Origin of the sequence: Vibrio sp. YT-18, from assembly GCF_033337345.1 — a bacterium.
GTDB classification, from domain to species: domain Bacteria; phylum Pseudomonadota; class Gammaproteobacteria; order Enterobacterales; family Vibrionaceae; genus Vibrio; species Vibrio alginolyticus.
Map to the genome: position 1 here is coordinate 19,527 of NZ_JAWOQO010000030.1, position 13,055 is coordinate 32,581.

Annotated in this window: 14 protein-coding genes; 11 read left to right on the forward strand and 3 right to left on the reverse strand. The window is 45.2% G+C overall.

What is annotated here, in order from left to right; all coding sequences use genetic code 11:
• The first annotated feature begins 117 nt into the window (after positions 1–117).
• From ribE to pgpA, 4 genes are all read left to right on the forward strand, one after another.
• The gene (ribE, locus tag R7M72_RS23185) at positions 118–588 is read left to right on the forward strand and encodes a 6,7-dimethyl-8-ribityllumazine synthase (RefSeq protein WP_005381572.1); all 471 of its coding nucleotides are present in this window, start codon (positions 118–120) and stop codon (positions 586–588) included.
• Positions 588–1,055, forward strand: a complete 468-nt coding sequence (gene nusB / locus R7M72_RS23190; protein WP_005381571.1) for a transcription antitermination factor NusB — start codon at positions 588–590, stop codon at positions 1,053–1,055. Before ribE ends, nusB begins: the two co-directional genes overlap by 1 nt.
• 78 nt (positions 1,056–1,133) lie before the next feature.
• On the forward strand, positions 1,134–2,099 hold the full coding sequence (gene thiL, locus R7M72_RS23195) for a thiamine-phosphate kinase (RefSeq protein ID WP_005381570.1): 966 nt from the start codon (positions 1,134–1,136) through the stop codon (positions 2,097–2,099).
• 91 nt (positions 2,100–2,190) lie between these two features.
• Positions 2,191–2,697 (forward strand): phosphatidylglycerophosphatase A, encoded by a 507-nt coding sequence (gene pgpA, locus R7M72_RS23200; RefSeq protein ID WP_031780838.1) that lies wholly within the window; start codon positions 2,191–2,193, stop codon positions 2,695–2,697.
• A 58-nt stretch (positions 2,698–2,755) separates the two neighbouring features.
• Here pgpA and dxs read toward each other — a convergent pair whose 3' ends face one another.
• From dxs to xseB, 3 genes are read right to left on the reverse strand one after another with little or no spacing between them, the layout of a single operon-like run.
• Complete coding sequence (gene dxs / locus R7M72_RS23205) at positions 2,756–4,621, reverse strand: 1-deoxy-D-xylulose-5-phosphate synthase (protein ID WP_005383623.1); 1,866 nt, start codon at positions 4,619–4,621, stop codon at positions 2,756–2,758.
• A gap of 20 nt (positions 4,622–4,641) precedes the next feature.
• A complete protein-coding gene (ispA, locus tag R7M72_RS23210) occupies positions 4,642–5,526 on the reverse strand; it encodes a (2E,6E)-farnesyl diphosphate synthase (protein ID WP_005383621.1) in 885 nt (294 codons plus the stop codon).
• 21 nt (positions 5,527–5,547) lie between these two features.
• A complete protein-coding gene (xseB, locus tag R7M72_RS23215) occupies positions 5,548–5,790 on the reverse strand; it encodes an exodeoxyribonuclease VII small subunit (protein ID WP_005381566.1) in 243 nt (80 codons plus the stop codon).
• 263 nt (positions 5,791–6,053) lie between these two features.
• Here xseB and pomA point away from each other — a divergent pair, with 263 nt between their 5' ends.
• From pomA to rlmM, 7 genes are all read left to right on the forward strand, one after another.
• Positions 6,054–6,815, forward strand: coding sequence for a flagellar motor protein PomA (gene pomA / locus R7M72_RS23220; RefSeq protein ID WP_005381564.1), 762 nt, complete (start codon positions 6,054–6,056; stop codon positions 6,813–6,815).
• Between the two features lie 14 nt (positions 6,816–6,829).
• Complete coding sequence (locus R7M72_RS23225; protein ID WP_315956879.1) at positions 6,830–7,777, forward strand: flagellar motor protein MotB; 948 nt, start codon at positions 6,830–6,832, stop codon at positions 7,775–7,777.
• A gap of 211 nt (positions 7,778–7,988) precedes the next feature.
• Entirely contained in the window at positions 7,989–9,437 is a 1,449-nt protein-coding gene (gene thiI, locus R7M72_RS23230; RefSeq protein ID WP_005383617.1) for a tRNA uracil 4-sulfurtransferase ThiI, read from the forward strand.
• 510 nt (positions 9,438–9,947) lie between these two features.
• Entirely contained in the window at positions 9,948–10,868 is a 921-nt protein-coding gene (locus R7M72_RS23235; protein ID WP_005383616.1) for a transcriptional regulator GcvA, read from the forward strand.
• Positions 10,849–11,472: an alpha/beta fold hydrolase gene (locus R7M72_RS23240; protein ID WP_315956880.1), complete on the forward strand. Its 624-nt coding sequence runs from the start codon at positions 10,849–10,851 to the stop codon at positions 11,470–11,472. The genes R7M72_RS23235 and R7M72_RS23240 overlap by 20 nt, the downstream gene beginning before the upstream one ends.
• Positions 11,462–11,860 (forward strand): DUF423 domain-containing protein, encoded by a 399-nt coding sequence (locus tag R7M72_RS23245; protein WP_047010151.1) that lies wholly within the window; start codon positions 11,462–11,464, stop codon positions 11,858–11,860. The genes R7M72_RS23240 and R7M72_RS23245 overlap by 11 nt, the downstream gene beginning before the upstream one ends.
• Entirely contained in the window at positions 11,857–12,948 is a 1,092-nt protein-coding gene (gene rlmM, locus R7M72_RS23250) for a 23S rRNA (cytidine(2498)-2'-O)-methyltransferase RlmM (protein ID WP_017820611.1), read from the forward strand. The genes R7M72_RS23245 and rlmM overlap by 4 nt, the downstream gene beginning before the upstream one ends.
• Positions 12,949–13,055 lie beyond the last annotated feature (107 nt).

The window sequence follows — 13,055 nt, forward strand, 5'->3', positions numbered from 1 at the left end:
GGAACCGGTGATTTGCCTCCAATTTCCATTAGATATTGCTCACAAATTTGTGCTAGAATCCGGCGATTCTCACTTGATGAACATATTTCACTTATAAATAGAGTTAAAGGAAAGCTTATGAAAGTGATCGAGGGTGGCTTCCCAGCGCCAAATGCAAAAATTGCTATCGTTATTTCTCGTTTCAACAGTTTTATTAACGAAAGCCTACTTTCTGGTGCGATCGATACACTAAAGCGTCACGGACAAGTAAGCGAAGACAACATCACGGTTGTGCGTTGTCCAGGTGCCGTAGAACTACCTCTAGTAGCTCAGCGTGTTGCTAAAACTGGCAAATTCGACGCTATTGTTTCTCTAGGGTCTGTTATTCGCGGTGGAACGCCTCACTTTGACTATGTTTGTAGTGAAATGAACAAAGGTCTAGCACAAGTGTCTATGGAATTCAGCATTCCAGTAGCATTTGGTGTTTTGACTGTTGATACGATCGATCAAGCGATTGAACGCGCAGGAACCAAGGCTGGTAATAAAGGTGCAGAGGCTGCACTAAGCGCACTTGAAATGATTAATGTACTATCTGAAATTGATTCCTAATGGGGGCCAGTGTGAAACCAGCCGCACGTCGTAACGCACGTCAATTCGCTCTACAGGCGATCTACTCATGGCAAATTACTAAAGAGAATGTTGCCAAGATTGAAGAACAGTTTTTGTCTGGCGACAAATACGATGAAGAAGAACTTCATGCATCTGAGCCAGCGCTTGCTGCTCCAGAGACAGACGTAGCTTACTTCCGTGAACTATTAAGCGGTGTTGTACTTAGCCACGCTGAGCTAGATAGCAAAATTCGTCCATACATCTCTCGTCCTATGCAGGATTTAGATATGATGGAACTTGCTCTTCTTCGCCTTGCTATGTACGAGATGACTCGTCGCGAAGATGTTCCTTACAAAGTTGTTATCAATGAAGCGATTGAACTTGCAAAAGTTTTCGCAGCAGAAGATAGCCACAAGTTTGTGAATGGTGTACTTGATAAAGCAGCACCTCACATTCGTAAGAAATAACGATTTCTTCAATGAAAAGGTCAGCACATGCTGACCTTTTTTGTATCAAAAGCTTTTACATCAAAAAGTAAGTGAATTATGTCTGGTGAATTTAATCTGATAGACAAGTACTTCGTCGGTCGTCAGAGCCAACGTAAAGATGTCCATCTAGCCGCTGGTGATGATTGTGCTTTGGTCAAAGCGCCAGCTAATGTTCAGATTGCGATTAGCACGGATACATTGGTAGCTGGAACGCATTTCTTAGCCGACGCGAACCCAGCATGGGTCGCACACAAAGCATTGGCTTCTAACATCAGTGATTTGGCGGCGATGGGCGCAACGCCTGCATGGGTGAGCTTTGCATTAACGATGCCTGAGCCAGATGAAGAATGGCTTGCTCCTTTCTGTGATGCATTTTTCGAACTGGCTGATTACTATGGTATTCAGTTAATAGGCGGTGATACCACCAAAGGTCCATTGTGTCTGACACTCACGGTGCAAGGTTTTGTACCTGAAGACAAAGCGCTCACGCGATCCGGCGCCAAGCCTGGGGATTGGGTATATGTAACGGGAAACCTTGGCGATGCAAAAGCTGGCTTGGATGTGATTCTAGATGACTCTCTGCGCAGCAGAGCCGGCGCGGAAGCACTAGAGCGAGCTCATTACCTTAGTTCTCCGCGTGTGCTTGCTGGACAAGCTCTTGTTGGCTTAGCCTCTTCTGCGATAGATATTTCAGATGGTTTAATCTCTGATATTAAGCACATTTTACAGCGATCTCAGGTTGGGGTGAGTATTGATGTCTCTCAGCTACCGATCTCTTCAGAATTAGTCCAGTTTTTAGATGATAAGATCAGCGCGCAGCAGTATGCTTTAGCAAGTGGCGAAGAATACGAGTTGTGTTTTACCGTGCCGGAGCAAAATCGAGGCTCGTTACAAAGCGCTTTATCTCATACTGGCTGTAAGGTCACATGTATTGGTCAAATCCGACCAAATGGAACCTTCGAGCTGCATGATAACAATCAACCACTTGATTGGGACTTAAGTGGCTTCGACCACTTTAAATGATCTGAGCTAAGCTCTAGCCAAGAGCCTGTTACTATTGAGCAACTCACAGGCATGACGATTGAAACCAAACTAGCAGTATAGGTTTAAGGATATGACCAACCCTCTTTCTCTTATTTCATTAAAGAACCCGTGGCATCTATTGGCGACGGGTTTTGGCAGTGGATTATCCCCGTTTATCCCTGGAACAATGGGCACACTGGCGGCCGTGCCTTTCTTTTTGTTGTTGGCACAATTACCATTTACGGCGTATGTCATTGTTGTTCTGATTTCGTGTGTGATCGGCATTCAAATATGCCAAGTGACCTCTGCAGACATGAAAGTACATGATCATGGTTCAATCGTATGGGATGAGTTTGCAGGCTTTTGGATTACGATGAGCATTGTACCTGCACTGAATATTCCACTCACTGAATGGAAGTGGTTGATCACTGGCTTCATCTTATTTCGTTTTTTCGATATGGTAAAACCTTGGCCAATTGGGTGGCTAGATAAGCGAGTTCACGGTGGGCTGGGTATTATGGTTGATGATATCGTGGCGGGAGTTATGGCCGGTGTTGCCCTGTTTCTAGTCGCAAAATACGCTGGCTGGATGAATTAAACCATGAACTAAACACTGGACGTAAAAAAGGGATGCCATGAGCATCCCTTTTTACATGCTATTTTGCTAAATAATCCAAGATGGATTTTTCAATTCCTTTTGCATCGAGACCAAGCTCTTCATGCAGTTCATCTTGTGTTCCCTGATGAATAAACTCATCGGGTAAACCTAGGTTTAAGACTGGCTTAATGATTTTATCTTTCATCATGAACTCAACGACACCCGCACCTGCACCACCTGCGATAACATTTTCTTCTAACGTCACGAGCACGTCATGATCTGCGGCTAATTGACGAATTAATGCTTCATCGAGCGGCTTCACAAAGCGCATATCAGCAACAGTGGCGTTAAGGTATTCTGCCGCTTCTAGCGCGTTACCCAAGAAAGTACCAAAGTTCAGAATAGCAACTTTTTCACCTTGGCGAACCATGCGCCCTTTACCGATTTCTAACGCCGTAAACTCAGTTTCGATTTCTACGCCCATGCCGCTACCACGAGGGTATCGAACCGCACTCGGGCCAGAATGCTTATGGCCAGTGTAAAGCATTTGTCGGCACTCGTTTTCGTCGCTTGGAGCCATGATCACCATGTTCGGAATACAGCGCATAAAGCTCAAATCGAACGCACCTTGGTGAGTTTGACCATCTGCGCCAACGAGACCTGCGCGGTCGATCGCAAACATCACTGGTAAGTCCATGATCGCGATGTCGTGGATCAATTGGTCATAACCACGTTGCAAGAAAGTCGAATAGATAGCAACGATTGGATGATCGCCCGCAATTGCCATGCCTGTTGCCAGTGTCACAGCGTGCTGCTCAGCAATCGCCACATCAAAGTATTGGTCTGGGTACTCTTTTGAGAAACGCACCATACCTGATCCTTCGCGCATCGCTGGCGTAATTGCCATTAGCTTAGGATCTTGGGCCGCCATGTCACATAAAAAATCACCAAAGATCTTTGAATAAGTCGGCTTACCGCCACTGCTCTTCGGCAGACAATTATGCGTTGGATCGAATTTAGGAACACCATGGTAGCCGATAGGATCTTTCTCGGCCGGCTCATAACCTTTGCCTTTCTTGGTCATGATGTGTAGGAACTGAGGGCCTTTGAGCTCACGCATATTTTTCAGCGTTTTGACGAGTTCATTGACGTCGTGCCCATCAATCGGGCCAATGTAATTAAAGCCGAACTCTTCGAACAGAGTACCAGGCACTACCATGCCTTTTAGGTGCTCTTCCGTACGGCGAACCAACTCTTTAATAGGTGGAACACCAGACAGCACTTTCTTGCCGCCTTCACGGATAGAAGTGTATAAGCTACCAGAAAGTACCTTTGCAAGGTGGTTATTCAGGGCGCCGACGTTTTCTGAAATCGACATTTCGTTGTCGTTCAAAATCACCAACATATCAGGATGAACGTCGCCAGCGTGGTTCATGGCTTCGAATGCCATGCCTGCTGTAATTGCGCCATCGCCAATCACACTGACGATTTTACGGCCTTTGCCTTCTTTTTGTGCGCTGATGGCCATGCCAAGGCCTGCACTGATAGATGTCGAAGAGTGGCCGACAGATAAGGTGTCATATTCACTTTCTTCACGCCAAGGGAAAGGGTGTAGACCATCCTTTTGGCGAATTGTTGGCATTTTATCGCGACGTCCGGTGAGGATTTTGTGCGGGTAAGCCTGATGACCAACATCCCAGATCAATTTGTCGATAGGGGTGTTGTAAACATAATGCAGAGCGACAGTTAGCTCTACGGTGCCTAAGCCAGACGCTAAGTGTCCGCTAGATTGGCTCACTGAATTTAGCAGATACGTTCGCAGTTCATCACACAGATTTGGTAATGTTTCTTTCGGAAGAAGACGTAATTCTTCCGGTGTATTTGCTAACGCCAGTGTTGGGTACTTTGAAATATCAAGAGTCATATAAATGCGCGCTTATAGTGTTAATTTTTGCGCTCGATGACATATCGGGCGAACTCTTCGAGTAACTGAGTATTGTATGGGATAGCTTCCAATGCTTGAAGTGCTTCCTGTAACAGAGTGTGAGCTTTCTCTATGGCTCCCTCTAAACCCAGCAGGGAAGGATAAGTGCTCTTATTCAGACCTTGGTCGGAACCTTGAGGCTTACCCAGTGTTTCTGTGTCACTGATGATATCAAGAATATCGTCTTGAACCTGAAACGCCAAACCAATTGCTTTTGAGTAGCGCTCCAAGTGAGGTAGAACCTCGATACCTTTCTCACCAGCAGCTAATGCACCTAATTTTACCGCACAATCAATCAGAGCTCCGGTTTTTTTACGGTGTATCTCTTCCATTTCTTCAAGAGAAACTTGGCGATTTTCCGCGCCTAAATCTAAGGCTTGCCCTACACACATGCCGCTGGCACCAGAAGAATGCGCTAATGCTTTGATCATGTTGATGCGTTGAGCTTCTGCCGCCGGGCTTAATTGACCATCAGCAATAATAGTGAAGGCAAGGGTTTGTAGTGCATCACCTGTCAGTATTGCGGTTGCTTCATCAAACTTAATATGACAAGTTGGTTGACCTCGACGCAGTTCATCATCGTCCATGGCTGGCAGATCATCATGAATGAGTGAGTAGGCATGTATACATTCGATAGCAGCGGCGGGGGTGTCTAAGTCTTCAGGTTTACAGCCGAGCATTTGACCTGTGATGTAAACAAGAAAAGGGCGAACGCGTTTTCCACCTAGCAAAAGGCCGTATTTCATTGCTTGAATCAATGGCTGCTCTTGATATGGAAGCTGATCGAGCCACAAATTCAATTGCTGATTGTTTCTTTGTTGAAAAGACGTCAATGTCTGTTGCATCACATTGCTCACTACTGATTGTTATTCTGAATCTGGTTTGAAGTCACTCAGTGGTGCTTCATCATCTTCACTAAGAAGAATGCTCACGCGCTGTTCGGCGTCGCTTAATTTAGTTTGGCCTGCACGAGCTAAGGCAATGCCTCGTTCAAACTTACGCAGGGCATCATCTAGAGCAAGATCGCCATTTTCTAATTGATCAACCAAGCTATCAAGCTCTTCAATGGTTGCTTCAAAGGTCATGTTTTCTGGTTTCTTGACCGCCATCTTTTTTCTGCCTTAATCAAGCCTCGGGTAAGATGCACGAAAGTTACCTTAGCCTAGTAACTTGGTCAAATTTAACCTTATATAATTGTCACAAAATTAGCGTTCAACGAGTCTAAGCGGTGAAACCCCATATTTTGGTTGAGGTTGTTAGGTGTAATTTGTGATCCATTAGCTAAGATTTTTCTAAAAATTCTGCGCGAGTTGTCGATACAGGTAATAATCCGCCCAATGGCAGTATTTGAGTATAGCGTGAGGAGTGCTTTGTGGATTTAGCAACCCTATTAGGTTTGATTGGTGGTTTTGCATTCGTCATTATGGCGATGGTGCTTGGTGGCAGCATCGGCATGTTTGTCGATGTCACGTCGATCCTTATTGTCGTTGGTGGCTCAATATTCGTCGTGTTGATGAAGTTCACAATGGGACAGTTTTTTGGTGCGACAAAGATTGCTGGCAAAGCCTTCATGTTTAAAGCGGATGAACCCGAAGACCTGATCGCAAAAATTGTGGAAATGGCCGACGCGGCGCGTAAAGGTGGTTTTCTTGCTCTTGAAGAGATGGAAATAAACAACACATTCATGCAGAAAGGCATTGATCTACTGGTTGATGGCCATGATGCCGACGTTGTGAGAGCGGCACTCAAAAAAGACATCGCGCTTACGGATGAACGACATACGCAAGGTACTGGCGTATTTCGCGCCTTTGGCGACGTTGCTCCTGCGATGGGAATGATTGGCACCTTGGTTGGTCTTGTTGCGATGCTTTCAAACATGGATGACCCTAAAGCGATTGGACCAGCAATGGCCGTTGCACTCTTGACCACATTGTATGGCGCGATCCTGTCCAATATGGTGTTTTTCCCTATTGCGGATAAGCTTTCTCTTCGCCGTGACCAAGAAACGCTAAATCGCCGTTTGATCATGGATGGCGTATTAGCGATTCAAGATGGCCAAAACCCGCGAGTGATCGATAGTTACTTGAAGAACTACCTCAATGAAGGTAAACGTGCCCTTGAGATTGACGAGTAACTTGGAGAGTCGTGATGGATGATGAAGATAACAAATGCGATTGTCCGCCACCTGGCCTCCCGTTATGGATGGGGACATTCGCAGATTTGATGTCGCTACTGATGTGTTTCTTTGTTCTTCTGCTCTCGTTTTCTGAGATGGATGTACTGAAGTTCAAACAAATTGCAGGATCAATGAAATTTGCCTTCGGTGTGCAAAATCAGCTTGAAGTGAAAGACATTCCCAAAGGTACTAGCATTATTGCCCAAGAGTTTCGACCGGGTCGGCCGGAACCAACTCCGATTGATGTCATCATGCAGCAAACCATGGACATCACTCAGCAGACGCTCGAATTTCATGAAGGGGAGTCTGATCGAGCTGGTGGCACAAGACGTGATGAAGGCAAGTTAACGGGTGGGCAATCGCCAGAAACGTCAACTCAAAACAATGAGTCTGCCGAAGCGGACATGCAACAACAGCAATCTAAAGAGATGTCGCAAGAGATGGAAACCTTGATGGAAAGCATCAAGAAAGCCTTAGAGCGAGAGATTGAACAAGGCGCCATTGAAGTTGAAAACCTCGGTCAGCAGATTGTTATACGTATGCGTGAAAAAGGTGCATTCCCAGAAGGTTCGGCCTTCTTGCAGCCTAAGTTTCGTCCTTTAGTTCGTCAGATTGCAGAGCTAGTAAAAGACGTGCCAGGCATTGTGCGAGTATCTGGCCATACAGACAATCGACCGCTAGACTCGGAACTTTATCGTTCTAACTGGGATCTCTCTTCTCAGCGTGCAGTATCAGTCGCGCAAGAGATGGAGAAAGTGAGAGGCTTCTCTCATCAACGTTTAAGAGTACGAGGCATGGCGGATACGGAACCCTTGTTACCGAATGATTCTGATGAAAATCGCGCGCTTAACCGACGGGTTGAAATCAGCATTATGCAAGGCGAGCCTCTCTACAGTGAAGAAGTGCCGGTAATTCAATAACTAGGCTTTAGTTTTAAGTCAGTAAAGAGATAAGAAAGCGAGCAGATTGCTCGCTTTTTTTGTTTTTCCAATCCGCTTGGGTGTATAATCTTGCGCCTTAAAAGTGAGCTCAGACTACTTTTTGTGACTGAAACGCGGTTTTACTGCGTATGAAGTATTGAAGTTGAGTGTCACTCTTTGTTGATTGCGAAACTAACCTGCGAATTAGACTATGAAATTTATTGTAAAGCCCCATCCAGAAATTTTTGTAAAAAGTGAATCTGTGCGTAAGCGCTTCACAAAGATTTTAGAGTGCAACATTCGTAACATCATTAAGAGCCGCACGGAGTCTGTCGCGGTATTTAACCGTCGTGATCACATTGAAGTGACCTCTGAGAGTAACGAATTCCACGCTGAAGTTCTTGAGGTTTTGACTCATACACCAGGCATTCACCACGTACTGGAAGTGAAGCAAACTGAATTTAAAGACTTGCACGATATCTTCGAGCAAGTACTAGAACTCAACCGTGCTGCACTCGAAAATAAAACCTTTGTTGTACGTGCGAAGCGTCGTGGCAAGCATGACTTTACCTCTATTGAACTAGAGCGTTATGTAGGCGGTGGTTTAAATCAAGCGATTGAAAGCGCTAGTGTTAAGCTACGAAACCCAGACGTGACGATCAAGGTAGAAGTCTCGAACGACAAGCTAAACCAAGTATTGTCTCGTCATAAAGGCCTAGGTGGTTTCCCACTGGGTACGCAAGAAGACGTGTTAAGCCTGATCTCGGGTGGTTTCGACTCTGGTGTTTCAAGCTATCTTCATATCAAGCGTGGTTCAAAAGTACATTACTGCTTCTTTAACTTAGGTGGTCCAGCACACGAAATCGGCGTTAAGCAGGTTTCTCACTACCTATGGAACAAATACGGTTCTTCAGCAAAAGTACGTTTTATCTCAGTTGATTTCGAGCCTGTGGTTGCGGAAATCCTAGAGAAAGTCGATGACGGCCAAATGGGCGTGATCTTGAAGCGTATGTTTATGCGTGCAGCAGGCATGATCGCTCAGAAGATGAAGATCGAAGCATTGGTAACAGGTGAAGCGCTAGGTCAAGTATCGAGCCAAACGCTAACCAATCTACGCCACATCGATAACGTAACTGACACGCTGATTCTGCGTCCGCTTATCAACTGGGATAAAGAAGACATCATCAATCTAGCACGTGAAATCGGCACAGAAGATTTCGCGAAGACAATGCCAGAATACTGTGGTGTTATCTCTAAGAAGCCAACCGTGAAAGCGGTGAAAGGCAAGCTAGAAGCTGAAGAAGAGAAATTCGACTTTAGTATCCTTGAGCAAGTGGTTCAAGAAGCTCGCATGATGGACATTCGTGATATTGCGAAAGAGTCTGAGCAAGCCGCACCAGAAGTAGAGCAAGTTCAAGCGGTAGAAGAGCACGCGGTTGTGCTAGATATTCGTAGTCCTGAAGAGGAAGACGATAACCCACTTGAAATCGAAGGTGTGGATGTGAAACATATCCCTTTCTACAAGCTGGGTACACAGTTTGGTGACTTAGACCAGTCTAAGACATACCTACTTTACTGTGACCGCGGTGTGATGAGCCGTCTGCAAGCGCTTTACTTGCAAGAGCAAGGCTTCAGCAACGTAAAAGTTTACCGTCCATAGCTGACTGTTAAAATACGTTAAAAGGCGCAAATTGAGACATCAATTTGCGCCTTTTTTGTTTTTGATCGCGTTACAGACAACCATTACTTAGCATAATGTTGAGGCTTATCGCAAAGCCATACACTTTGTGTTGATATAACGATAATTAATCCGAAAGAAGAGTAATAAAGTGATATTGCTGCCAGATATGCGGATGAGATTTTTGATAGATAAAAAAACACCGCCTAATTTAGGCGGTGTAACAAATTTGACAGACAGGTCAAAAATAAATACAGGAAGTATATGTTTTGTCACAGGGAGTGTGGACAAAACATTATGGTAGAAATCTACCTAACTCGAAATACGAGTTTGCAAACACAACATCGCAACAACGAAGCCAATTGATTTCCAAAGAAATCAAGCCGTTCAGGCCCGTGTTGCGGGGTGAAATATAGAATTTATCTGGCTGTTCGACAACGGACATTTTATAATGTTTCAGATTAAAAAAACTAATCCTATTAGAGGTCCCATATGTCTCGCAGATTGCCTCCATTAAATTCGCTTCGAGTCTTCGAAGCGGCTGCTCGTCATCTCAGTTTTACACGAGCAGCAGAAGAGTTATTTGTTACTCAAGCCGCGGTCAGTCACCAGATTAAAGCGCTTGAAGAGTTCTTATCATTGAAGCTCTTCCGTCGACGTAATCGTTCTTTGTTGTTAACAGAAGAAGGCCAAAGTTACTTTCTCGATATCAAAGATATTTTCACCTCGATTGCGGAAGCGACAGATAAGGTGTTGGAACGTAGCGAAAAAGGGGCATTGACGATTAGCCTACCGCCGAGTTTTGCTATCCAATGGCTTGTACCTCGTTTGGCCGATTTTAATGCTCAAGAGCCCGATATCGATGTTCGTATTAAAGCCGTAGATATGGATGAAGGCTCACTGACTGATGATGTTGATGTGGCGATCTACTATGGCCGTGGGAACTGGCCAGGTTTGCGAGCAGATAAATTGTACCAAGAGTTTTTGATCCCACTTTGTTCACCTTCATTACTTTTGGGTAACAAACCATTAGAATCTTTAAGTGACCTCAAATTACATACTTTGTTACACGATACTTCGCGTAAAGACTGGAAGCAGTTTGCTCGTCATTACAACATTGAAGGCATCAACGTAAACCACGGTCCTATTTTTAGTCACTCAACGATGGTGCTACAGGCTGCTGCGCACGGTCAGGGGGTCGCGCTCGGTAACAACGTACTCGCCAAACCTGAAATGGAAGCCGGACGACTCATTGCACCATTCGACGAGGTGTTGATATCTAAGAATGCATTCTATGTGGTGTGTCATGAACAGCAGGCAGATATGGGCCGAATCGCAACGTTTAGAGACTGGATGTTAGCAACCGCGAGAAAAGAACAAGAGGAAGTATTGGATGAATCACTGGATAGCTGAGGGACCTGAAAACGGACCGCTGTTTATTTTTGCTCACGGCGCAGGTGCGGGGATGGAGCATGACTTCATGACAGCTGTCGCCAAAGGATTAGTGGAGCAAGGTATTCGTGTAGTGCGTTTTAATTTCCCTTACATGGTGAAACGTTCGGAAGATGGCAAAAAGCGTCCGCCCGATCGCGCGCCAAAGTTGCTCGAAGCATACAGCGAAGTGATCGCTCACTTTACTTCTTCTCCCGTGGTTATTGGTGGTAAGTCAATGGGCGGTCGTATGTCGAGCTTGTTGGCTGAAAATGAGCTGGTGGCGGGCATTGCCTGTTTAGGGTTTCCATTTCACCCGCCAGGAAAGCCAGAGAAATACAAAGGCGAGCACTTAGCAACCATTGAGAAACCTACGCTGATTCTTCAAGGGGAACGAGACACCTTTGGTAAGCGTGAGGAATTCGATGATTTCGTCCTTTCGTCACAAGTAACGGTGAGCTTTTTACCTGATGGTGACCACAGCTTCAAACCGCGCAAGACCTCAGGTCATACTGAAGTGGGTAACATTGCACTCGCGATAGAGCAGTTAGCGGCGTTTATAAAAGAGGTGTACAGTGAAAAGTAAGTGGTTACTCTCATTCTCTGGATTGTCTGGGCTGCTTTCGGTCGCTCTTGGAGCATTTGCTGCTCATGGGCTAAAAGCGACACTGGCCCCTTATTTGCTCGGTGTATTTGAGACCGGAGTTCTGTATCAATTTATTCACACGTTGGCGATTGTGTTTTGTGCCATTCTGCTTCTGCTCAATTTGGGACAAAAAGCACAAAAATATTTTTTCATTGCGGCGATTTGCTTTATTATCGGCATCTTTTGTTTTAGCGGCAGTCTTTACGCGCTGGCGCTGACGGGCATTAAGTGGTTTGGGCCAATTACTCCTGTGGGAGGATTACTGTTCATGATTGGTTGGTGTCTGTTCTTTTTTGCTGCGTTCAATATCAAAGAGGTCTCCAAGTGAAACAACTAATGCTCTATTGCCGTTCTGGCTTTGAGAAAGAGTGTGCTGGTGAAATTCAGGACAAAGCGACACAGTTGGAAGTGTATGGCTTCCCTCGTGTGAAGAGAAACTCAGGTTATGTTGTCTTCGAGTGTTACCAAGATGGAGATGCCGACAAACTTGCGAGAGGTTTAGACTTTAAGTCTTTAATTTTTGCTCGACAAATGTTTGCGGTAGCAGCTGAGTTTCAATCGTTGCCAAGTGATGACCGCATTAGTCCAATTTTGAATGAACTAGCAGACATTGAAGCATTCCCTCGTTGTGGTGATTTGAGAATTGAAACGCCAGATACAAATGAAGCGAAAGAGCTACTGAAATTCTGCCGTAAGTTTACCGTCCCAATGCGTCAAGCGTTGCGCGGCAAAGGCTTAATGCTGAACAAAGATAACGCGAAAAAACCAGTACTGCACATTTGCTTTGTTGAGCCTGGCCACTGTTACGTTGGTTACTCTTACACTGACAACAACTCACAGTTCTTCATGGGTATCCCTCGCCTTAAATTCCCAGCAGACGCTCCAAGTCGTTCAACACTTAAACTGGAAGAAGCATTTCATGTCTTTATTCCACGTGAAGAGTGGGATGAGCGTTTGGCACCAGGTATGTGGGGTGTGGATTTAGGTGCATGTCCAGGCGGTTGGACGTACCAATTAGTGAAGCGCTCAATGTTCGTTCACTGCGTAGATAACGGCATGATGGCAGACAGTTTGATGGAAACTGGCCAGATCAAGCACCATATGGTGGATGGTTTTAAGTTCGAACCAGACCGCAAGAACGTAACATGGATTGTTTGTGACATGGTGGAAAAGCCAGCTCGTGTTGCTCACCTGATGGGACAGTGGCTGTTAAAAGGTTGGGCAAAAGAGGCCATCTTTAACCTTAAGCTGCCAATGAAAGGGCGTTATGACGAAGTGCTGCAAGACCTTGAAAATCTGAAGCAGTTCCTCATTGATAATAAGGTAAAGTTCAAGCTACAAGCTAAACATTTGTATCATGATCGTGAAGAGATCACGATTCATATCCAATGTCTGTCGAATATTTCACCTTACTAACTTTATTCCCCGAGTCTTTTGGGAATAGTGTGACCCGTCCTGATATGGGTTGACACTTTTTAACTAAAACGCTCGATGTACTTCATCGGGCGTTTTGTATTTTAAAG